The sequence below is a fragment of the Geobacillus sp. G4 genome (assembly GCF_040327975.1).
Taxonomy (GTDB): domain Bacteria; phylum Bacillota; class Bacilli; order Bacillales; family Anoxybacillaceae; genus Geobacillus; species Geobacillus thermoleovorans.
Genome location: NZ_JBEPJY010000005.1, coordinates 1 through 19603, shown reverse-complemented (window position 1 = coordinate 19603; position 19603 = coordinate 1). Strand labels below are relative to the sequence as shown.

The window sequence follows — 19603 nt, the reverse complement described above, 5'->3', positions numbered from 1 at the left end:
ATCATAGAAGGCTGGTGATTTAACAGGAAATGCGGCTCAACCATAGCATTTCTTCAATGCATCAACCTTATAAATGCTGCTCTTCTCTTCACTCAAGAACCATCGGTTTAGGGGAAATGGTTGTTTTTCGCGGATCTTATAAAGGGTGGGGGAGAAAAAACGATTGGCTTGAATGGGAAGCGTCCATCCGCCCTTCTTCTTTTTCGCCAAGGCTTTCGTTGATTCCTACGGCATCCGCCTCTTTTTCGCCATTTTCTGAAAAAAGAAATAAACAATCGCTTCTGCGTGATATAATAATAGTAAGACGGACGGCAACAGCGTGCCGGAAAGGGGGGAAGCGACGATGGACAGCCCGCAATATTTGTTTCTCGATTTTGAATTTACGATGCCGGAGACGAAAACAAACCCGAACGGGTTTTGCCCGGAAATTATTGAAGTCGGCCTTGTCGCGGTTGTTGACGATCAGATCATCGGCCAATTTTCTTCCTATGTGAAGCCGCTCCGCTTTCCGCAGCTCACGGAACGGTGCAAGTCGTTTCTCAACATCACCCAAGAACAAATCGACCGCGGAATGAGTTTTTATGAGCTGGTTTCCTTGCTTCGGCAATATGACCGCGAACGCCCGACGACAGTGATGACGTGGGGGAGCATGGATATGAAAGTGCTCCGGGAAAACTGCCAATCGGCGCAAGTGGAATTCCCATTCACGGGCGAGCATCGTGATTTAGCCATGGAGTATAAGCGGTTTTTCGGCAACAAAAACCAAACCGCGCTGCGCAAGGCGGTGCAAGAGTACGGCAATGAGGCAGTTGGAAAAGCCCATTGCGCGCTCGATGATGCGTTCACCGCGTATACGATTTTCCGGCTGGTGGAAAACGACAAAAAATATTTGGCGAAGACAAAGCCGCCGACGATTGGAGAACGGATTGATTTGACCCAGCTGCGAAAAAAATTCGCTTTATAGCCGGCTGCGTTGGCGGCGGCTTTTTTATGTTATAATAGAAAGTGGACGATTTTTTAGGCAGAAAGGTTGTTTCCTTATGTGGCCATCGGTGCTGAATTTATTTTTGTACTTTCCAGAAGACAAACGTGAATACATTCCCGCAGCCATTTCGTTTGCTGTCTTCTTCTTGATGGCGGTGTTCACGATGCGGCTCATCATCATCATCTCCCGGCGGCAGGAGAAGGAAGCGAAGCGGCTCGAAGAACAGCTGCTTGGAAAACGAGAGGAACGGAAGGAGCCGCCCGGAGTATAAACGAGCCCCCCTCCGGCAATACTGGCGGATAACAAGTGATGCTGGAGGGTGGTTCGTCTTGCGAAAAACGTACGGTGTGGTGCTGGCGGCAGCGCTCGTGTTGTCCGGCTGCGGCCAAGAGAATGGAACGAGCCGGACGGTGGAGATGATCAATGCGGATGGCGATTCGATCGGTACGATCGAGTTGACTGAACAGGCGGAAGGGGTGCGGCTGAAGCTTGACTTGGAAGGCCTCCCGCCGGGGGAGCACGCCATTCACATCCATGAAAAGGGAAGCTGCAAACCGCCTGATTTCCAGTCGGCCGGCGGTCATTACAATCCGGACGGGAAAAAGCATGGTCTTCTCCATCCGGAAGGGGCGCATGCCGGTGATTTGCCAAATATTATTGTGAACGATGACGGCACGGTCAATGTCGAGCTCACTGCTCCCAACGTGACGCTGAAAGAAGGAGAAAAAGGTTCGCTGCTCACAAAAGACGGAACGTCGATCGTCATTCACGCCAAGAAAGACGACGGCATGACCCAACCGGCGGGGGATGCGGGCGGGCGGATCGCCTGCGGGGAAATCAAGTCATCGTGAAACAGGGGCTCGCGCGCGGGCCCCTGTTTCACGTTGCCGGGGCAATGCTTCGCATGGCAAATGCGAGAAAGTGACGGTTGCACAGCTTCTGCTGCACATGGATGGCGGAACGGAGCAACGGGTCCGGCGCTGCTTCTTTTCCCTTTCGCCATCCGCTTGGCCGCTCTTCTTTGGTGCAAAGCTATATAGGATGCAACGAAATCGTTTAACATATCCTTGACGGAAAAGTGGCTCATCCATTTTTGACTGTCGAAGGCAAGCCGTAGGCTTGCCTCCGTCACGCTAAGGCGTGACGGAAGACCGAACAACGACTCGCTTAAAGACCCATTCATGGGTCTTTAAGCGGTGTTGTTCGGTCACTCGACAGTTGGATGAAATGACCGGTAAAAACGAAAAATGTTAAAGCTTTAAATTGCATCTATATAGCGCAGCGCCGTCGCCAGCCGCCGCAGCCCTTCCTCCAGCGTCGGGCGCGGGCAGGCGATATTCAAACGGATGAAGCCGACGCCTTCCTGGCCGAATTTGCTGCCGAACTCGACGGCGAGTTTTCCTGTTTCAAGGAGCCGACGCTTCAGCTCCGCCTCGGAAAGGCCAAGGCCGCGGCAGTCGATCCAGACAAGATACGTCGCCTGCGGCCGGACGGGGCGAAGCGGCGGCAAGTGTTCCGCTAAATAGGCAACCGTCATGTCGATGTTTTGCCGCAAGTAATCAAGCAAGGCGTCAAGCCACGGTCCGCCATGGCGGTAGGCCGCTTCCGCTCCGACGATGGCGAACGCATTCAGCGTAAAAAAGCTGTGCCGCTGCTGGACGCGGCGGAACGCCCGGCGCCGCGAATCGTCGGGAATGACTGCTTCGGCTGCCTGCAAGCCGGCGAGGTTGAACGTTTTCGTCGGCGCGCGGAACGTGGCGCTTTGCGCGGCCAGATCTGGGTGGAGGGAGGCAAACGGCGTGTGTTTGGCTGGAGGGAGCGTCAAATCGGCGTGGATTTCGTCGGAAAGGACGAAGACGCCGTGCTTGAGGCAAAGTTCTCCCAGCCGTTCGAGTTCTTCTTTTGTCCATGATTTGCCTCCCGGGTTGTGCGGATGGCAAAGGATGAGAAGTTTGGCATCGGGCAGCTTTCGCTCCAAGTCGTCCCAGTCGATCGCATAGTTGTCTTCCTCAAGGCGCAGCGGACTGAACAGAAGCGTGCGGTCATGGCGGCGGACGAGATCAAACAGCGGCCGGTAGACCGGGGAAAAAACGATGATGCGATCCCCTGGTTCGGAAAACGCTTCGATGGCGGCGGCGACCGCCGGCACGACGCCGTGGGCAAACACGAGCCAAGACGGATCGATCGTCCAGTCATGACGGCGTTCAAGCCATTGGCACACCGCTTCTTTGAGTGAATCGGGAATGACAGTGTAGCCGAACACGCCGTGCTCCACCCGTTGCCGCAGCGCTTCTTGCACTTCTTTCGGTGCGGGAAAATCCATGTCGGCGACCCACATCGGCCATACGTCTTCGCGGCCGAACACGCGATGAACGTCATCCCATTTCACCGACAGCGTGCCCCGGCGGTCGATGACGCGGTCGAACGGAAACATGATCGCGCCTTCTCCTTTCTCAGCACGCGAACGATGCGGTCCTTTCCCTTCATCGAATGGAAACATTGTTGCATCTTCTCCCTTCTTTTTTTCGAATCGATGGCTTATAATGGGTTATATCATAGCATCAAGAAAGGTGGATGGCGGCGGCATGGACGGACGACAGTTGAATCGGCTTCTTCTTGAATGGATCGGCGCCTGGGACCCGTTTGGCCTTGGAAAAGACGCCTACGACGTCGAGGCGGCCAGCGTGCTCCAGGCGGTGTATGAGACGGAAGACGCCCGCACGTTGGCCGCCCGCATTCAGTCCATATATGAATTCGCCTTTGACGAGCCGATTCCTTTTCCCGACTGCCTAAAACTCGCCCGCCGGCTGCTTGAATTAAAGCAAGCGGCGTCCTGTCCGCTCCCGTGATGACGACAGGGAGCCGGCTTGGCGAAACCGACTGATGAAATGGAGGGATGCTGCGTGAAATTGAGCGAAAAAGAGCTGGAAATTATCGAAATATTGGAAAAAGACGCGCGAACGCCGATCGATGTGCTGGCGAAGATGATCGATTTGCCGGTCGAGGAAACGGAAGCATTGGTTCGAAAGCTGGAAGAGGCGAAAGTGATCGTGCAATATACGGCGCTCATTGACTGGCGGAAGGCGGACGGACGCGAAGGGGTGACGGCGATGATCGACGTCAAGGTGACCCCGAAGCGCGGCGTCGGCTTTGACGAAGTGGCGGAGCGCATTTACCGATTCCCGGAAGTGAAATCGGTGTACTTAATGTCCGGCGCCTACGACTTATCGGTCGTGATCGAAGGGCGTTCGATGGCGGAAATCGCCCAATTTGTTTCCGAGAAGCTGTCGACGCTCGATTCTGTCATTTCAACGACGACCCATTTCATTTTGAAAAAATACAAACACGATGGCATCGTCTTTGACCAAGGAGATCAAGATCGCCGCATCGTGGTGTCGCCATGAAGCCGCAAACGAGAAAAACGTACGTGTCCAAGACGGTTGCGGGCTTGAAGCCATCCGGCATCCGCCGCTTTTTCGACCTTGCTTCCAGCATGGACGGCGTCATTTCGCTCGGCGTCGGCGAGCCGGATTTTGTCACGTCCTGGAGCATTCGCGAAGCGAGCATTTTGTCGCTCGAGCAAGGCTATACGTCGTATACGGCCAACGCCGGGCTCTTGGAGCTCCGCCAAGAAATCGCCGCTTATTTGCGCCGCAAGTTTCATGTCGACTACTGTCCGGAGACAGAAATTTTAGTGACGGTCGGGGCGAGCCAGGCCATCGACTTGGCGCTTAGGGCGATCATCAACCCGGGCGATGAAGTGATCATCGTCGAACCGAGTTTTGTCGCCTACGAGCCGCTTGTCGTGCTCGCGGGCGGGAAACCGGTGGCCGTTCACACGTCTGGCGAAGACAAGTTTCAGCTCAATCCGGTTCACCTTGAACGGGCGATCACCGAGCGGACGAAGGCGGTCATCATCTGCTCGCCGAACAACCCGACCGGAACGGTGCAGAGCCGCACGGAGCTTGAAGCGATCGCCCGTCTGGCTGAGGCGCATGACTTGCTCGTCATTGCCGATGAAATTTACGCCGAGCTGACGTATGAAGGAGAGTACACGAGCATGGCCGCTGTTAGCGGCATGCGCGAGCGGACGATTTTGATTTCCGGTTTTTCCAAAGGGTTTGCGATGACCGGTTGGCGGCTCGGGTTTGCGGTAGCGCCTGACGAGATTTTGCAGGCGATGTTGAAAATCCATCAGTATGCCATGATGTGCGCGCCGACGATGGCGCAATATGGGGCGCTTGAGGCGCTTCGCAGCGGAGAGCGCGATGTCGCCGAGATGCGCAACAGCTACCGGCGGCGGCGCAACTATTTCGTCGCCTCGCTCAATGAAATCGGGCTGCCGTGCCATTTGCCGGGCGGCGCGTTTTACGCCTTCCCGTCCATCAAGCCGACCGGTTTGACGTCGGAGCAGTTTGCTGAGCGGCTGCTCATCGAAGAAAAAGTAGCGGTCGTCCCCGGCAACGTCTTCGGCCAAAGCGGGGAAGGCTATATCCGCTGTTCATACGCTTCATCGCTCGAACAGCTGCAAGAAGCCATTAAGCGAATGAAACGGTTTTTGGCGCGCCTGTAACTGGGGATGTTCCGCCGTCGGCGGGACATCTTTTTTTGGGGTTTGCTGTCGGTCTATGTTATAATACAGAAACATAGACGAAATTCATCAATAGGAGTGTTTCGCTTGTCAACGATCAAACGAGGAGCGATCGTGAAAGGGAAGGTGACGGGCATTCAGCCGTATGGCGCGTTCGTCCAGCTTGACGACGGCATGCAAGGGCTGATCCATATTTCTGAAATTTCCCATCAATTTGTGAAAGATGTGCGCGATTACGTCCATGTCGGGGATGAAGTGACGGTCAAGGTGTTGGACGTCGATCGAAAGGCGAGGAGGGCGAGCCTGTCCCTAAAGGCGCTTGAACCCGCCGAGGAAAAGGAAAAACGCCATATGCGCATGAAAATGCCGCTCAAGTCGGGGTTTCGCCCGTTGAAGGAAAAACTGCGCGAATGGATTGAGCAGTCCAAGAAAGAAGATGGACCGAAACCATAAGAACCCTGCCGCCAAGCGGCGAGAGTCCATGACGCTTTTGGGCCGGGAGAGGCGCAAAAAGAAGACACCCACCGCCAAGCGGTGCGTGTCCCTTTGTGTTTCATTATGTGCGCGATGTCTTTGGCTCGGTGCGCCCAAGTTCTTCGGCCGGTTTAAATAAAAGCGCCAAGTTGATCAAGCCGGCGATGCCGACCAAGCTGTAGATGATGCGCGACCAAACGGAGTCTTGGCCGCCGAAAATGGCGGCGACTAAGTCAAATTGGAAAAAGCCGATCAGTCCCCAGTTAATGGCGCCGATAATGGTCAACAATAGCGCAATGCGCTGCAATGCTCCCATCTTGTTTGCCTCCTTTGGAAAATTTCTTTTCAACTTATAGGATGAATCGCAGTCGTGAAAAATATGCATCGTTTGCCGCCAAAGCAGTTGGCTTTACAACCGGTGGCAGGCGCTGCCATAATAGATTCAGGAAAAGGAGGGCATCCATATGCAAGAGTTTATTTTCCGCAACCCGACGAAACTGATTTTCGGAAAAGGGCAGCTCGAACGGCTCAAAGAAGAAGTGCCGCGCTGCGGCAAGAAAGTGCTGCTCGTGTATGGCGGCGGCAGCATCAAACGAAACGGATTGTATGAGGAAGTCATGAAGATATTGGGGAATATTGGCGCCGAGGTCATCGAACTGCCAGGCGTCGAACCGAACCCGCGCGTCTCGACCGTAAGAAAAGGGGTGGACATTTGCAAGCGGGAAGGCGTCGAATTTTTGCTGGCGGTTGGCGGCGGCAGCGTCATCGACTGCACGAAAGCGATCGCCGCCGGGGCGAAATTCGATGGCGATCCGTGGGAGTTTATCACGAAAAAAGCGCCCGTCACCGGCGCCCTGCCGTTTGGCGTCGTCTTGACGCTGGCGGCGACCGGGTCGGAGATGAATTCTGGTTCGGTGATCACAAACTGGGAGACGAAAGAAAAATACGGCTGGGGCAGCCCGTTTACGTTCCCGCAATTTTCGATTTTGGATCCGACGTATACGATGACCGTTCCGAAAGACCATACGGTTTACGGCATTGTCGATATGATGTCGCATGTGTTTGAGCAATATTTCCACCATACGCCGAACACGCCATTGCAAGACCGGATGTGTGAAGCGGTGTTGAAAACCGTGATCGAAACGGCGCCCAAACTGATCAACGATTTAGAAAACTACGAGCTGCGCGAGACGATCATGTACTCAGGCACGATCGCCTTAAACGGCTTTTTGCAAATGGGCGTCCGCGGCGATTGGGCGACGCACAATATTGAGCACGCCGTTTCAGCTGTGTACGATATTCCGCATGCGGGCGGCTTGGCGATTTTGTTCCCAAACTGGATGAAGCATGTGCTCGATGAAAATGTCAGCCGTTTCGCACAATTGGCGGTGCGCGTGTTCGATGTCGATCCGGCGGGCAAGTCGGAGCGCGATGTGGCGCTTGAAGGCATCGAGCGGCTGCGCGAGTTCTGGTCGAGCCTCGGGGCGCCGTCGCGGCTTGCGGACTATGGCATCGGCGAGGAAAACTTGGAGCTGATGGCCGATAAAGCGATGGCGTTTGGCGAGTTCGGCCGTTTCAAAACATTGAACCGCGATGATGTGCTCGCCATTTTGCGCGCTTCCCTTTAACGGGGGAGATGCGGTGGTTCCACTGATGAATTGATGATGGCGCCGGCTTGGCGGCTGAATCTGCTTGAGCCGGCGCTTTTCCTATTTTCTTGGTTTGCTTGGGGCGCTTCTGATCCCACAGGATGGCGGAAAGTGAGGAGGGCGCGAAAAACAGCCGTCCCTCCCGAACCCATGGTTCTCGAATGAGGAAAAAGCACAACGTTGATCACGTTTCTTGAGGCGAGCAGCCTTTTGATTCCATCACGAGCCCCCTAAAGGGCCGGTGAAAAACGAGTTTTGTGCGCAAATCGGCGGGGGGTCTCATCAGAAAAGAGGGACGATTTGGCAAGGTTTCTCTACTTGAAAAACGGTTGGGATAAGCTGTCTTTTTCACTGCATCACCATCCCGCTGGGCGCCGCTGAAGGAAATTGGCGCGGCGAACATGGCGAAAAATGAATCCGTTTCCAAAAAAGTGGGTTGCTTGATTTCCCTTGTTTATTCCGCTAAAGTGAAAGAAGGCAATGATTCTTGAAGGGGAGGCGGACATCGATGACCCACATTCGTTTTGACTATTCCAAAGCGCTCGCCTTTTTTGGCGAACATGAACTTACATACTTGCGCGATGCGGTGAAAGTCGCGCACCATTCGCTTCATGAAAAAACCGGTGTTGGAAGCGACTTTTTAGGCTGGCTTGACTGGCCGGTCGACTATGACAAAGAAGAATTCGCACGCATCAAGGAGGCGGCGAAAAAAATCCAATCGGACTCTGATGTTCTTGTCGTCATCGGCATCGGCGGCTCGTACCTTGGCGCGCGGGCGGCGATCGAGATGCTGCACCATTCGTTTTACAACGCCTTGCCAAAAGAAAAGCGGAAAACGCCGCAAATCATTTTTGTCGGCAACAACATCAGCTCGACGTATATGAAAGACGTCATCGATTTCTTGGAAGGGAAAGACTTCTCGATCAACGTCATTTCCAAATCGGGGACGACGACCGAGCCGGCGATCGCCTTCCGCATTTTCCGCAAGCTGCTTGAGGAGAAATACGGCAAAGAGGAAGCGCGCCGCCGCATTTACGCGACGACGGACAGCAAGCGCGGCGCGCTTCGGACGCTCGCCAATGAGGAAGGGTACGAGACGTTTGTCATTCCGGATGACATCGGCGGCCGCTACTCGGTGCTGACGGCGGTCGGGTTGCTGCCGATTGCCGCAAGCGGCGCGGACATTAACGCCATGATGGAAGGAGCGGCCAAAGCGCGTGACGATTTCAGCTCCTCGGAGCTTGAGGAAAACGCCGCTTACCAATACGCCGCCATCCGCAACATTTTGTACAACAAAGGGAAAACGATCGAGCTGCTCGTCAACTACGAACCAGCGCTGCACTATTTCGCCGAATGGTGGAAGCAGCTGTTCGGCGAAAGCGAAGGGAAGGATCAAAAAGGCATTTACCCGGCTTCCGCTGATTTCTCGACCGATTTGCATTCGCTCGGCCAATACATTCAAGAAGGGCGCCGCGATTTGTTTGAAACAGTGTTGAAGCTGGAAGAACCGCGTCATGAGCTGATCATTGAAGCCGAAGAAAACGACCTCGACGGGCTGAACTATTTGGCGGGAAAAACGGTTGATTTCGTCAACACAAAAGCGTTCGAAGGGACGCTGCTCGCCCATACGGACGGCGGCGTGCCGAACTTGGTCATCACGTTGCCGAAGCTCGATGAATATACGTTCGGCTACCTTGTCTACTTCTTTGAAAAAGCATGCGCCATGAGCGGCTACTTGCTCGGGGTGAATCCATTTGACCAACCGGGAGTGGAAGCATACAAAAAGAATATGTTCGCCCTCCTCGGCAAACCAGGCTATGAGCAGTTGAAGGAAGAACTGGAGAAACGGTTGAAATAACAACGTGTTCCATCGCCAAGCCGCTGTTTTCTCGGGGGAGATGACTCGCGGCTCGACCCGAGTCGCGCCCAAAATGGCGGACGGAACGACGGAAAAAGCGCCTCTTCCCTTTTGCGGGGGAAGAGGTGTTTTGTTATACATGAACCGGGTCGTTCGGCCGCACAACGCCCGGGCGAGGGTTTATTGCTCCCTGCCGTTTTTCGCCAAGCGTCTGAAGCTGCCGCGGACAAATAATCCCCGCCGAACGGGAAACGATAAAAGAAAGGAGGGATTGTGCATGATTGAAATGCCATCGCGTTTGGAAGGAAAACAATTTCAACTGTACCATTTGGAAGAGCAATTAAAACCAATGGGATATACAATCGGCGGCGGGTGGGACTACGATCACGGCTATTTCGACTACAAAATCGCCGATGACGCGGGCTATCAGTTTTTGCGCGTGCCGTTTCGGGCGGTCGACGGGCAGCTTGATTCGCACGGAACGACGGTGGAGCTTGGGCGGCCGTTTTTGCTTGCGCATAAATACCAACGGGGCATCGATGATTTCGCCGATGTCGGCAACATCAGCGCCTCATTCAATCAGTTTGCCGAGCCGCAAGACCCGGATGCGACCGTACCCGAGCGATACATTTCCGTCGGAAAGGCGCTTGTCCAAGAACTGGAGCGCCGCCTGCTCGATTAAGGGGCAAGCGCGAACAGGCGGTCGCTTTGTTGAATCGGGCGGTCCGGTGCAACGGAAATCGCTCCGTGATCTCCATGGATGACGCCAAGCAGCGTCACGTTTTGCTTGAGCAGCTGCTGTTGAACGGCGGCGAATGGCTGGCCGATTTGCTGTTCGTCTGGCTCGAGAAGGCAGAGCGTCTGTCCGTCCAGGCGGTAAAGCGCCGTCTCCCACACGCTGGCGGCGCCCGGCGAGCGAAGGCTGGCGGCCATGGCGAAACTCGCCAGCAAGTTTGTCTGAATCACCTCATCCGCCCCGGCGCGGAAGGCGTTCTGGACGTTTCGGCCCGTTAGGATTTCCACGATGGCGTACACCGACGGGTTGAGGCTTTTGGCGGCAAGCAGCGTGACAATCGTATCTTTATCGGCTTCCGCTTCCGCTTTATGCGGATCGGCGGTGATGAGCAAAAAACGCGCTTCTTGAATATTGGCCTTCTCCAGCACCGCATCGTCGCTTGCCGTTCCTTTAATGAAATGAACCGGCGCGTTCAGAAGCGGGTGGGACGGAACAGTGGCGTCGATGAGAACGAAGCGCATGGAGGCGTCGTGCCGCGCGAGGCGGAGCAGCACCTCGCGCGCCCGCTCGTTCCAGCCGACGATCACCGCATGGCCGCGCTCTGTATACCGGAGCTGTCCGCTTGTAAAGGCGGTTTCCCGGGCGGCGGCCGCGGCGGAGACGGAAGCGAAATAAGCGGTGAGGATGCCGGTGCCAAGGATGATAAGCCCAATGGCCGCGAGTTTTCCGGCGGCCGTTTTCGGGACGATGTCGCCGTAGCCGATTGTCGCGGACGTCACGATCGCCCACCACACGCCGTCGAACACCGTGCGGAACGTCTCTGGTTCAATGAAGCGCATCAGCGCGCCAAACAGCACGATCAACGCGCTTGCCGAGACAAACAGACGAAGCACGGGCGGCCAGCGCCAATACGATAACAGCACGTTCCTTGTTCTCATCGTCCACCCCTCTTTTGCTTTTGTCTTTTTTAGTGTGAGCCGTTTTTGCATAAACATTCCTGTTTTTTCCCATACTAGGAAACGGAACATCACAGAAAGGGGACAGTGGTCATGGATATGAACCGTGTCAAACAAATCGTTTCTTCCCCTGCCGATATCCCGGTATATTACAACGGCGTGTCGGTATGGATTGACGGGTATGATGAAGAAAAACAGACGGCGACCGTCCATTTGCGCGATGGCCGGCTTCATGAGCACCGGGATGTGCCGGTTTCGGAATTGACGGAAGAGCGGGAGTGAAAAGGGGAGGCTGGCTGACAGTGCGGGAGCCTTCTTGCGTTGCTTGGTTCGAGTAAAGGCGTTTTCCGGCATGAAGCGTCCGGGCGGCCCGCAAGAAAACGGTTGTTGTTCGCCGTCTGTTTCGTGAACAAGACGGCTTTTCAGACGACAATCAGAGGGAGTCGGTGCAAGGACGTAGACATCGGATGAAACGTTGATGGAGCGAAAGACGGGGAAATCCGCCGCTTGCCGAACGACATGTCGGGCAAGCGGCTTCGTTTTGTCAGACAGCGGATTGGCGGCGCGTCCGGGCAACGCGCACCGTCAACAGCAAGGCGCAGGCGAAAAAGAGAATATCATCGATTCCGTAGACGAGATGATACCCTCCAGCGGCAAACAGCGCGCTGCCGATCATTGGTCCGAACGCCATGCCCATATAGCGGAAAAAGTTGTACACGCCGATCGCTGTCGAGCGGTTCGCTTGAAAAACGTTCGTCAGTACGGTCGTCTGCACTGGGAGCGAAAGGCCTAAAAACAAGCCGAACAAGGCGATGGCCAAAACAAGCAGCGAAAGCGATCGTTGGGCCGCGATCAAGAAAAAGAAAATGGACAGCACGGTCAAGTACGATGCCGCCAAGCAGCACCGTCCTCCGTCCTTTCCGGTCGGTGAGCGGGCCATAGACGATTTGCATCATCGCCAGGAAGAAAGTGAAAATGGAAATCGTCAAGTTGATCAAAAACGAAGAAGTCGCAAACGCCTCCCGCACTTCTGGTAAAATAGGAGTGTAAATCGTTTGCGTAAACGGGCCGAGAAACGCGGCGAGCGACACAAGATAGACGACAAGCTGGCGTTTCATCTCTTTCCCCTTTCTTTGTTTGTACATATGTATCATTATACTCTCGCTTTTTTCACTGATGGAAATAAAATGACTGTTTGCAAAAGGGGAGATGGAAAGATGGAATCATGTTTGATCCGCGATGCGGCCGCGGCGGATTTGCCGCACATCGTCCGCATTTATAATGAAACGATCCCAAGTCGGATGGTGACCGCGGACTTGGAGCCGGTGTCGGTCGAAAGCCGGCGGGCGTGGTTTGAGGCCCATGACCCGCACAATCGTCCGCTTTGGGTCGTCGAGGACGACGGCGCGGTTTGCGCCTGGCTCAGCTTTCAGTCGTTTTACGGCCGCCCGGCGTACCGCCATACGGCGGAGGTAAGCATTTATATCGCCGAAACGCACCGCGGCCGGGGGCTTGGGACGAAGCTGCTCGAGCGGGCGGTCGAACGGGCGCCCGAACTTGGGATCAAGACGCTGCTCGGCTTTATTTTTGCGCATAATGAACCAAGTTTGCGGCTTTTCTCCCGCTTCGGATTTGAACGATGGGGATATTTTCCGCGCGTGGCGGAATTGGACGGCGTGGAACGCGATTTGGTTATTGTCGGCAAACGGCTTGTATAGAATGGGGGGAGGCGGGGAAGTCATAAGTAATGAGGATGAACGGAAAGAGGGAAGGATATGAACGTCATGCCGATTCGGCTGTTTACGATCCAAGATGGGGAAGGATTTGTCGCTGACGCGTTTCAATGCCCGGTGACCGGCAATTTGATTTACAAATCGTCCGGCACGCCGTCTGTCATCGCGTACACCGATTTGACCGACGAACAAATCATGCGCCTTGAGAAATACGGATTTCGGCGGCTCGGCGAGTCGCCGGCGCGGATGGAAAGCGGCCCGGACGGCATTGAAGAGCTGCTGCCGAGGCAATGAGGGAGAAAGAAAACGAGGTGAAAACGTTGAAGAAAAGGCCTGCCCGCTGGGGACAGGCTTTTTCTTTTCCCCAGAAGGCCGGCGAAACCCAACGGATTCGCTCGATCCGTTCGTGAGAAAGCTCAAGGGATGAAACTGCGGCGCTGCAAGGTTTTTTCAATTTGAAAAACATTGTTGCAAAGCCTGATATTCGTTCCATCACCGGCCGTTGATCATGTCAACCGGCGGATGAGCCAATAGAGCGCGGCGGCCGCCGCTAGGCCAAGCAGCGTATAAAGAACCGGACGGCCGGATCGTTCGAGCGGCGTTTTGTTCTCCAAAGCCGGCGGGTGAACGGTCTTGGCCGTCTTTTCCCCGGTCTGCGGCCGCGTTTCCGTCCCTGCCCCCTCCCTCTCTCCAGCGGCGTGCTTGCCGTACATGCCCGCTCCGGTTCGTTTCGCCTCCTCGTACGCCTTGCGGACGCGCGCTTCGTATTTGTAATCGCCATAGTCATAAAAGTCTTCGACAAGTCCGGCTTTGGCGAGGTCTTCTTGCAGCAGGCGCTTGCCGACCCACACCCAGGCGAGCAGCCGCTGGTATTTGTCAAACAGCGCGTCTCCGTCGGTCTCAAGCAAAATGTTCCCTTGATGCAAGCGGGAACATGTAAATCGGCTTGCTTCTTTCCCATACGGTTCGACTTGGATCGTGCTCTCCGGCGTATCAATGAACAAAAACCTCGTCGTGTATACATGGCCGTTGACGCGGAATTTCGCCGTATCGCCGTCGATGCACTCGACCAATTCAGCCGGGTAGGTGCGGCCAAGGCGCAACGTAGAACGATCTTCTTTCTTCCCCAGTGTATGGCCGTCCAGGTCGATTCGCTCTGGGGTGAGATGCCGCTTGCATCGTTCATTGCCGTTGTATGTTTGAATAAGCTGGACAAGCTCTTGTTTCGTTTTCGCCTGCTTCGCCAGCGCAGTCGGCTCATGGAGCAAATACACGCAGTCGCTGCCGCGGAAGTGCCCGCCCAACTCATCAAGCTCGCCAGGGTGGGCAAAAGCGGAAATCGGGAACATCAACAGGAAACAAAACAAGAATATGACCATTCGTTTCAAAAACGATCCCTCCACTCGAAAAACATTTCTTCCTCTTGAACAAAAACCGGATGTCCGCAATGGATGGGTTTCAGCACACGATCGCACATGTTATGCCGGTTTTTTCCGTTTTTCAGCGAAAAATCAAGCCAATATGGCCGTTATCGCGCTGTTAGGCGGTTTGCGTTCGTTCACGATAAAGTTTATCAAAAAAGTGGAACGATGAGGAAACATCTCGTCTGAGGGGGAGAGGATGACATGTCCAACTTGCTTTTCGATGATCAACCGTTGGTCATTTTGCCGCAACTCGCTTTGGCGATCGGGTTGAACGAAAGCATCGTTGTTCAGCAGCTGCATTATTGGCTCAAGAAAAGCGAAAACGTCCATGACGGCTATAAGTGGGTGTACAACACGTATGCAGACTGGCAGCGACAATTCCCGTTCTGGTCGGAAAGCACGATTCGCCGGATCATTCTTAAACTGGAAAAAATGGGGATCATCGTCGCGGCGAATTTCAACCGCTCCAAGATCGATAAAACGAAATGGTATCGGATCGACTATGACAAACTGGCCGAAATAACGAAAGAAATATCAGAAATGTCGGACGGACAACATGGGCAGGCGGCAGATGATGGCGTGATGACCGCGCACAATGGTGTTTCGATCGTTCAAGGTGCGGTTTCGTTCACTCAAAACGGGGTTTCGTTCGTTCACGATGAGGGTTTGACGACGCACGATGGGGATTCGATTGTGCAAGATGGCATCTCGGCCGTTCAAGGCGGCGCTTCTGTGGTTCAAGGGGGGATGTTGACGGCTCAAGATGGCATTTTGACGGTTCAAAATAGGGTTTTGCCCACTGAAGATGGGGGGTCGATGAGGCAAAGCAGCGTTTCGACGATTCAACAAGATCAGATTTCGGCCGTTTACGATGGCGTTTCGATCGGCCAAAATGAGCAGACGATGGGCGAAACAGTCCGTCCATTTGCACAAAATGAACCATCCAGCTGGTCAAACTGGGCGGTCGAGGTGCTCAATTTGACAAGACCAATACCAGAGACGACAACAGAGATGACATCAGAGATCAAAAGAGAAGACGAAGAAGACGCGCGCGTGCGCACATACAAGGAGATCGTTCGCTTCTGTGAGGAAAACGGGTTTGGCGTGATCGGCGATTATTTGCGGGAAAAGATCAATGCATGGGTGGACGATGCGTCCGAGGAATTGGTGTTGGAAGCATTGAAAATCGCGGTGGAAAACGGCGCCAAACGGTGGGTGTACGTGGAAACGATTTTGCGCGACTGGACGGAAAAAGGGTATCGCACCGTGGACGAAGTGCGCGCCGCGCGGTTGGCGTTTCGAAAAGAGCGGATGAAGCAACGATCCGCCCCGCCTTCATCCGATGGCGGCAGAACGATGCGGAAACCGATCCGCACCGAGATCGTGCCGGATTGGCTGAAGATGGATTACAGCCAGCCGGAAGACGACGACTTTGACATCGAGCAGGCGCGCCGTGAGTTGGAGGAACGTCTGAAAAAATACAAAACCAACCCGGACGGATGAAGCCGAAGGGCGTAAGAGTCCGAGGAGTCTCATCTCATGACGGGACGTGAACCGAGCGATTTCTTGTGTGCCCCACGATTTGAGGTTCAGTCAGGTCGTTCACTGGTGCTGGCGCCCCTTCACGTTTAGATGGTGGGAGGCTTCTTTTGGGAATTTGTTCACAGGGGGATGGCTCATCGCCATCTCCCGAAACGAAAATAAAAAACCCTTGCACGGCAAGGGTTGGGCAAATGGAGCATACCGGGCTCGAACCGGTGACCTTCGCGCTGCCAGCACGACGCTCTCCCAACTGAGCTAATGCCCCAAAAAAGGATATGGATGATCTGTCCATGTCCCATTATATATATGGATGCGGACAATTGCAATCCTTTTTTGATCACCCGCTTTCAATATCAACGTGCACGACATCGTCAATGGAGCGGATGACGTAGTAAAGTTCGGCGGTCGAGCGCTTTTGGTCAATGACGGCTCTTAGTTTCAGCAAATGTTCATTCTCTTCAACGTCTTTAATGCGCATCGTTTTAATGTTGATGTCCTGTTGTTTTAAATGGTCGATGACCTTTGTAATGTTTTTGGCGTCCGCCACGGTGATTTGCAACAGCACCTCTTTTTCGCGCAGCTGCTTTGGTCCAAAAAAATTGATCAAAAACGGAATGAGTTCCACACTGACAATGAGAAGCGCGACGCCGAACGCCGATTCCCAATAGAAGCCTGCGCCGACCGCTACTCCAATCCCTGCCGCCCCCCAAATGATCGCGGCGGTCGTCAGCCCGGTGATGCTGTCGTTGCCGCGGCGCAAAATGACGCCTGCTCCTAAAAAACCGACCCCGGACACAATTTGCGCCGCCAGTCGAAGCGGGTCCATCGTAATATGGTCTTTGAGCGGAAAGACGTACGCCGATTCGATCGAAACGATTGTAAGCAAGCAGCTGGAAATGGAAATCACAAGACACGTTTTCAAACCGACCGGTTTTCGCTTCAATTCCCGTTCCAGCCCAATGATCAGCCCGAGAATGGCGGAAATCCCTAGTTTGAGGAACGGATCAAACATCATCGTTTCTCACCTCGTTCATGGTATAATGTAAGAAAACGTTCGTGAACCATTTTTGTCCGCCCTTCCGCATGAAAGTGGTAGATCAGGGCGCACACTCCTTTTCGTAGAAAGTGAGTTGGCAGAAACATGAAGCCGCCAAGCACAGCAAAGGCTTATGCCGCTCTATTCATCGGCGCGCTTGCCGTGTCAACATCGGCCATTTTCGTCAAATGGTCGCAGGCGCCGTCCGCGGTGATCGCCTTTTATCGGCTCTTTTTGGCCGTCGCCATCATGACGCCGTTGTTCCTCCGGCATCGAAGCGAACTCCGAGGCGTCTCCCGGCGCGATTGGCTGTTTTCGCTTTGTTCTGGGGTTTTGCTTGCCTTTCATTTTATCCTTTGGTTTGAATCGCTCGACTATACATCCGTCGCCAGTTCGGTCGTGCTTGTGACGCTGCAGCCGCTGTTTGCCTTCGCAGGCGGCGCGTTGTTTTTCCGCGAACGGTTGACCGTCGGCGCGGTCGGGAGCGCGGTGTTGGCCATTATCGGCAGCATCCTCATCAGCTGGGGAGACTTCCGCGTCAGCGGGGAAGCGCTGTACGGCGATGGATTGGCGCTGCTTGCGTGCGCGTTTGTAACGGCGTATTGGCTGTTCGGCCAAGAGGTGCGACAACGGTTGTCATTGATGACGTATACCTATATCGTCTATAGCATCAGCGCGGCGGTGTTGTGGCTGTACGCGATGCTGTTTCGCCTTTCGCTGACGGCGTATCAGCTGACGGATTGGCTTTGTTTTCTCGCCCTCGCCGTCATTCCAACGCTGCTCGGCCATTCGGTGATGAACTGGGCGGTCAAATGGGTCAGCGCCTCGACGGTGTCGATGGCGATTTTATTTGAACCGATCGGCGCTTCCGCCTTGGCCTACTGGCTGTTTGGCGAACCGATCCGTCCGTTTCAATGGATCGGCGGTATTTTTATTTTAACAGGAATCGCCCTGTATTTGTGGGAGAAAAACGAAAAAGGTCCGCTAACGGTGCAAGAACGCAGCGGACCCTAGCGTTCCAAAGATAAAGGAAGAGCGGCGGATCGGCAGGCGGAATTCATCGAAGCCGCGGGCGAATTGGGACAAATAAGCGAAATCGACTTGCGTGATATCGGGAAGCAGGTAAGCGGATTTCGTGGCTCCCCGCTTTCGTTTTCGATTGAGCGCGGCGATGATGCCCTCCTTTGTTTGAATGCCGATGCCATGCCCGTAAAAGAAGCCGTCGCCTAAGTAAATGGCATTTTCCCCTTGCCATTGCGGCGTCAACGGATCGAATTCCGGGTTTTTAAAATAGAGGCAATCTCCGGGGAGAAAGTGTTCATCTTTTTTTGTTTGAATGCCAAGATCCCGGTCGGTATGCCAGTCATACAGCAGCAAATCCGCAAACAGCCGGTTGAATGCCGCTGGATCGATTACGTCAAGCACGGCCTTGTAAAACACGATGACGATCGCGGTCGCGCATTCAAACGCGTATCGCTCGCTATGGACAAAAATGTCCTGAATCGCTTCGGAAGCCGTGACATCTGGGCGAAGACGGAAGCCGCCGCGCTCGTCCCGCGTCCAAAAATCGCTGTTGCAGCGCGAAAAACGGAAAATGGCAAACCGCGCCCGGCTTTTCGCCAACTCGCCCGCCGCCCGAACAATGCGGTCGCGCAAGGCGATTTCAAATCGAAGCTGGTGTTTATTTGCATACGTATACAACTTAGGCGAGGAAACAAGGGCATCTAAGATTCGTTGTTCGCTGGCCGGAAGCGAAAACGAACTAGAAACGTCAAAGTTGATTGGTGATAACACGCGAATCAAAGTGAAGAAGCCTCCTTGATGAAAGGATCGCAACAACGATATAGATGCAAAACGGAAAAGTTCTCCACGTCCTTGACGAAAAAAGTCGCTTGCCTATTTCGACCGCCCGAGGCAAACAGCCGTCTTCTTCGCCGCACCTTGGCGTGGCGGAAGACGGAACGACTACCTGCTTCACAGACCCAGGCGTGGGGCTGGAAGCGGCGTTGTTCGGTCGCCTGACAGTCCATCCAGTCGCTCTGCAAAAGCCGTCGATGTGAAGGCGTCCAATCGCATCTATATAGCGATGCCATAGAAGAAATGTATGCACTCGCGCCGGTGTTCATTCCCCTTTTTTAGGAAAAGAACGCTTTCCTGTGGGATGGAGAAGAGGGAACGGGGATGGATCAGCGCGTCCTAAAATTTTTTTAAAAAAGGTATTGCTTTTTTCGAGTTAAGGTGGTATATTAGAAAACGTCGCTGATCAAAGAGGTTGTTTGACAGCGATGCGAAGCAAAAAAGCAGTTGACATCCAAAAAGATGTTATGCTAACATAAAAGAGCTGTTTGAGAGAGACAAAACAGTCGAAAGCTTGTTCCTTGAAAACTGAACGAAACGAAGCGCGAAAGAAAAGCTGAGGCCGTTTAGCGCCTTTGGTGCTGCGGTTGAAGCAAAAAGCCAATCAACTTTCTTTGGAGAGTTTGATCCTGGCTCAGGACGAACGCTGGCGGCGTGCCTAATACATGCAAGTCGAGCGGACCAAATCGGAGCTTGCTCTGATTTGGTCAGCGGCGGACGGGTGAGTAACACGTGGGCAACCTGCCCGCAAGACCGGGATAA

23 protein-coding genes, 1 tRNA gene, 1 rRNA gene and 1 pseudogene are annotated in these 19603 nt (G+C 54.2%); 17 read left to right on the top strand and 9 right to left on the bottom strand.

The window, feature by feature from the left end; translation table 11 throughout:
• Positions 1–343: 343 nt before the first annotated feature.
• The 3 genes from kapD (at position 344) to ABS784_RS07555 (ending at position 1836) form a co-directional block, all read left to right on the top strand.
• Entirely contained in the window at positions 344–964 is a 621-nt protein-coding gene (gene kapD, locus ABS784_RS07565) for a 3'-5' exonuclease KapD (RefSeq protein ID WP_011232405.1), read from the top strand.
• A 76-nt stretch (positions 965–1040) separates the two neighbouring features.
• Positions 1041–1256, top strand: coding sequence for a hypothetical protein (locus ABS784_RS07560; RefSeq protein ID WP_011232404.1), 216 nt, complete (start codon positions 1041–1043; stop codon positions 1254–1256).
• Positions 1257–1314: 58 nt separating this feature from the next.
• Positions 1315–1836 (top strand): superoxide dismutase family protein, encoded by a 522-nt coding sequence (locus tag ABS784_RS07555; protein ID WP_352511984.1) that lies wholly within the window; start codon positions 1315–1317, stop codon positions 1834–1836.
• 407 nt (positions 1837–2243) lie between these two features.
• Here the strand turns inward: ABS784_RS07555 and ABS784_RS07550 are convergent, their stop codons facing one another.
• The gene (locus tag ABS784_RS07550; RefSeq protein ID WP_352512164.1) at positions 2244–3419 is read right to left on the bottom strand and encodes a MalY/PatB family protein; all 1176 of its coding nucleotides are present in this window, start codon (positions 3417–3419) and stop codon (positions 2244–2246) included.
• A 151-nt stretch (positions 3420–3570) separates the two neighbouring features.
• On the opposite strand from ABS784_RS07550, the gene ABS784_RS07545 reads away from it, so the two are divergent.
• The 4 genes from ABS784_RS07545 to yugI all read left to right on the top strand — a co-directional run bounded on the left by ABS784_RS07545 (position 3571) and on the right by yugI (position 6029).
• Positions 3571–3834, top strand: a complete 264-nt coding sequence (locus ABS784_RS07545) for a DUF1871 family protein (protein ID WP_011232401.1) — start codon at positions 3571–3573, stop codon at positions 3832–3834.
• A gap of 54 nt (positions 3835–3888) precedes the next feature.
• Positions 3889–4389, top strand: coding sequence for an Lrp/AsnC family transcriptional regulator (locus ABS784_RS07540; RefSeq protein ID WP_015375711.1), 501 nt, complete (start codon positions 3889–3891; stop codon positions 4387–4389).
• Entirely contained in the window at positions 4386–5558 is a 1173-nt protein-coding gene (locus tag ABS784_RS07535; protein ID WP_352511981.1) for an aminotransferase, read from the top strand. Before ABS784_RS07540 ends, ABS784_RS07535 begins: the two co-directional genes overlap by 4 nt.
• Before the next feature lie 105 nt (positions 5559–5663).
• Positions 5664–6029: a S1 domain-containing post-transcriptional regulator GSP13 gene (yugI, locus tag ABS784_RS07530; protein WP_352511979.1), complete on the top strand. Its 366-nt coding sequence runs from the start codon at positions 5664–5666 to the stop codon at positions 6027–6029.
• A 103-nt stretch (positions 6030–6132) separates the two neighbouring features.
• Here yugI and ABS784_RS07525 read toward each other — a convergent pair whose 3' ends face one another.
• Entirely contained in the window at positions 6133–6366 is a 234-nt protein-coding gene (locus tag ABS784_RS07525) for a DUF378 domain-containing protein (protein WP_011232397.1), read from the bottom strand.
• 148 nt (positions 6367–6514) lie between these two features.
• Here ABS784_RS07525 and ABS784_RS07520 point away from each other — a divergent pair, with 148 nt between their 5' ends.
• The 3 genes from ABS784_RS07520 (at position 6515) to ABS784_RS07510 (ending at position 10239) form a co-directional block, all read left to right on the top strand.
• Positions 6515–7678 carry an iron-containing alcohol dehydrogenase gene (locus ABS784_RS07520; RefSeq protein ID WP_352511977.1) on the top strand — a complete coding sequence of 388 codons (1164 nt, stop codon included), beginning with the start codon at positions 6515–6517 and terminating at the stop codon, positions 7676–7678.
• 529 nt (positions 7679–8207) lie between these two features.
• The gene (locus tag ABS784_RS07515) at positions 8208–9557 is read left to right on the top strand and encodes a glucose-6-phosphate isomerase (protein WP_011232395.1); all 1350 of its coding nucleotides are present in this window, start codon (positions 8208–8210) and stop codon (positions 9555–9557) included.
• Between the two features lie 277 nt (positions 9558–9834).
• Positions 9835–10239 (top strand): YugN-like family protein, encoded by a 405-nt coding sequence (locus ABS784_RS07510; protein WP_013144366.1) that lies wholly within the window; start codon positions 9835–9837, stop codon positions 10237–10239.
• Here ABS784_RS07510 and ABS784_RS07505 read toward each other — a convergent pair.
• Complete coding sequence (locus ABS784_RS07505; RefSeq protein ID WP_025039315.1) at positions 10236–11231, bottom strand: potassium channel family protein; 996 nt, start codon at positions 11229–11231, stop codon at positions 10236–10238. The genes ABS784_RS07510 and ABS784_RS07505 overlap by 4 nt on opposite strands.
• 111 nt (positions 11232–11342) lie before the next feature.
• On the opposite strand from ABS784_RS07505, the gene ABS784_RS07500 reads away from it, so the two are divergent.
• Positions 11343–11531, top strand: coding sequence for an H-type small acid-soluble spore protein (locus ABS784_RS07500; protein ID WP_042381610.1), 189 nt, complete (start codon positions 11343–11345; stop codon positions 11529–11531).
• A 262-nt stretch (positions 11532–11793) separates the two neighbouring features.
• Here the strand turns inward: ABS784_RS07500 and ABS784_RS07495 are convergent, their stop codons facing one another.
• Both ABS784_RS07495 and ABS784_RS07490 read right to left on the bottom strand, forming a co-directional pair.
• A complete protein-coding gene (locus tag ABS784_RS07495) occupies positions 11794–12147 on the bottom strand; it encodes an MFS transporter (RefSeq protein WP_011232392.1) in 354 nt (117 codons plus the stop codon).
• Between the two features lie 49 nt (positions 12148–12196).
• A pseudogene (locus tag ABS784_RS07490) lies at positions 12197–12367 on the bottom strand (MFS transporter); the annotation flags it as partial.
• A gap of 99 nt (positions 12368–12466) precedes the next feature.
• Between ABS784_RS07490 and ABS784_RS07485 the strand changes: the two are divergent.
• Complete coding sequence (locus ABS784_RS07485; RefSeq protein ID WP_015375705.1) at positions 12467–12967, top strand: GNAT family N-acetyltransferase; 501 nt, start codon at positions 12467–12469, stop codon at positions 12965–12967.
• 57 nt (positions 12968–13024) lie between these two features.
• Positions 13025–13276: a hypothetical protein gene (locus ABS784_RS07480; RefSeq protein WP_013144370.1), complete on the top strand. Its 252-nt coding sequence runs from the start codon at positions 13025–13027 to the stop codon at positions 13274–13276.
• A gap of 212 nt (positions 13277–13488) precedes the next feature.
• Here the strand turns inward: ABS784_RS07480 and ABS784_RS07475 are convergent, their stop codons facing one another.
• Complete coding sequence (locus tag ABS784_RS07475) at positions 13489–14370, bottom strand: thermonuclease family protein (protein WP_013524499.1); 882 nt, start codon at positions 14368–14370, stop codon at positions 13489–13491.
• A gap of 237 nt (positions 14371–14607) precedes the next feature.
• Between ABS784_RS07475 and ABS784_RS07470 the strand changes: the two genes are divergently transcribed.
• The gene (locus tag ABS784_RS07470; protein ID WP_014196631.1) at positions 14608–15909 is read left to right on the top strand and encodes a DnaD domain protein; all 1302 of its coding nucleotides are present in this window, start codon (positions 14608–14610) and stop codon (positions 15907–15909) included.
• A gap of 231 nt (positions 15910–16140) precedes the next feature.
• Here ABS784_RS07470 and ABS784_RS07465 read toward each other — a convergent pair.
• Positions 16141–16213 (bottom strand) — tRNA-Ala (locus ABS784_RS07465).
• Positions 16214–16285: 72 nt separating this feature from the next.
• Positions 16286–16963: an MgtC/SapB family protein gene (locus ABS784_RS07460; RefSeq protein WP_011232387.1), complete on the bottom strand. Its 678-nt coding sequence runs from the start codon at positions 16961–16963 to the stop codon at positions 16286–16288.
• A 126-nt stretch (positions 16964–17089) separates the two neighbouring features.
• Between ABS784_RS07460 and ABS784_RS07455 the strand changes: the two genes are divergently transcribed.
• Positions 17090–17998 (top strand): DMT family transporter, encoded by a 909-nt coding sequence (locus ABS784_RS07455; protein WP_021321918.1) that lies wholly within the window; start codon positions 17090–17092, stop codon positions 17996–17998.
• Here the strand turns inward: ABS784_RS07455 and ABS784_RS07450 are convergent.
• The gene (locus ABS784_RS07450; RefSeq protein WP_011232385.1) at positions 17969–18787 is read right to left on the bottom strand and encodes a protein-glutamine gamma-glutamyltransferase; all 819 of its coding nucleotides are present in this window, start codon (positions 18785–18787) and stop codon (positions 17969–17971) included. The genes ABS784_RS07455 and ABS784_RS07450 overlap by 30 nt on opposite strands.
• Before the next feature lie 89 nt (positions 18788–18876).
• Here ABS784_RS07450 and ABS784_RS07445 point away from each other — a divergent pair, with 89 nt between their 5' ends.
• Together ABS784_RS07445 and ABS784_RS07440 are read left to right on the top strand one after the other, a co-directional pair.
• Positions 18877–19044: a hypothetical protein gene (locus ABS784_RS07445; RefSeq protein WP_223810850.1), complete on the top strand. Its 168-nt coding sequence runs from the start codon at positions 18877–18879 to the stop codon at positions 19042–19044.
• A 408-nt stretch (positions 19045–19452) separates the two neighbouring features.
• Positions 19453–19603: ribosomal RNA gene (locus ABS784_RS07440) — 16S ribosomal RNA — on the top strand; the annotation flags it as partial.

What these genes read in the sequence shown, in the direction of transcription:
- ABS784_RS07560 (WP_011232404.1), top strand. Translation starts at nt 1,041, where the DNA reads ATGTGGCCATCGGTGCTGAATTTATTTTTGTACTTTCCAGAAGACAAA.
- ABS784_RS07510 (WP_013144366.1), top strand. Translation starts at nt 9,835, where the DNA reads ATGATTGAAATGCCATCGCGTTTGGAAGGAAAACAATTTCAACTGTAC.
- ABS784_RS07525 (WP_011232397.1), bottom strand. Translation starts at nt 6,366, where the DNA reads ATGGGAGCATTGCAGCGCATTGCGCTATTGTTGACCATTATCGGCGCC.
- ABS784_RS07485 (WP_015375705.1), top strand. Translation starts at nt 12,467, where the DNA reads ATGGAATCATGTTTGATCCGCGATGCGGCCGCGGCGGATTTGCCGCAC.
- kapD (WP_011232405.1), top strand. Translation starts at nt 344, where the DNA reads ATGGACAGCCCGCAATATTTGTTTCTCGATTTTGAATTTACGATGCCG.
- ABS784_RS07520 (WP_352511977.1), top strand. Translation starts at nt 6,515, where the DNA reads ATGCAAGAGTTTATTTTCCGCAACCCGACGAAACTGATTTTCGGAAAA.
- ABS784_RS07515 (WP_011232395.1), top strand. Translation starts at nt 8,208, where the DNA reads ATGACCCACATTCGTTTTGACTATTCCAAAGCGCTCGCCTTTTTTGGC.
- ABS784_RS07500 (WP_042381610.1), top strand. Translation starts at nt 11,343, where the DNA reads ATGGATATGAACCGTGTCAAACAAATCGTTTCTTCCCCTGCCGATATC.
- ABS784_RS07455 (WP_021321918.1), top strand. Translation starts at nt 17,090, where the DNA reads ATGAAGCCGCCAAGCACAGCAAAGGCTTATGCCGCTCTATTCATCGGC.
- ABS784_RS07550 (WP_352512164.1), bottom strand. Translation starts at nt 3,419, where the DNA reads ATGTTTCCGTTCGACCGCGTCATCGACCGCCGGGGCACGCTGTCGGTG.
- ABS784_RS07505 (WP_025039315.1), bottom strand. Translation starts at nt 11,231, where the DNA reads ATGAGAACAAGGAACGTGCTGTTATCGTATTGGCGCTGGCCGCCCGTG.
- ABS784_RS07470 (WP_014196631.1), top strand. Translation starts at nt 14,608, where the DNA reads ATGTCCAACTTGCTTTTCGATGATCAACCGTTGGTCATTTTGCCGCAA.
- ABS784_RS07460 (WP_011232387.1), bottom strand. Translation starts at nt 16,963, where the DNA reads ATGATGTTTGATCCGTTCCTCAAACTAGGGATTTCCGCCATTCTCGGG.
- ABS784_RS07545 (WP_011232401.1), top strand. Translation starts at nt 3,571, where the DNA reads ATGGACGGACGACAGTTGAATCGGCTTCTTCTTGAATGGATCGGCGCC.
- ABS784_RS07480 (WP_013144370.1), top strand. Translation starts at nt 13,025, where the DNA reads ATGAACGTCATGCCGATTCGGCTGTTTACGATCCAAGATGGGGAAGGA.
- ABS784_RS07535 (WP_352511981.1), top strand. Translation starts at nt 4,386, where the DNA reads ATGAAGCCGCAAACGAGAAAAACGTACGTGTCCAAGACGGTTGCGGGC.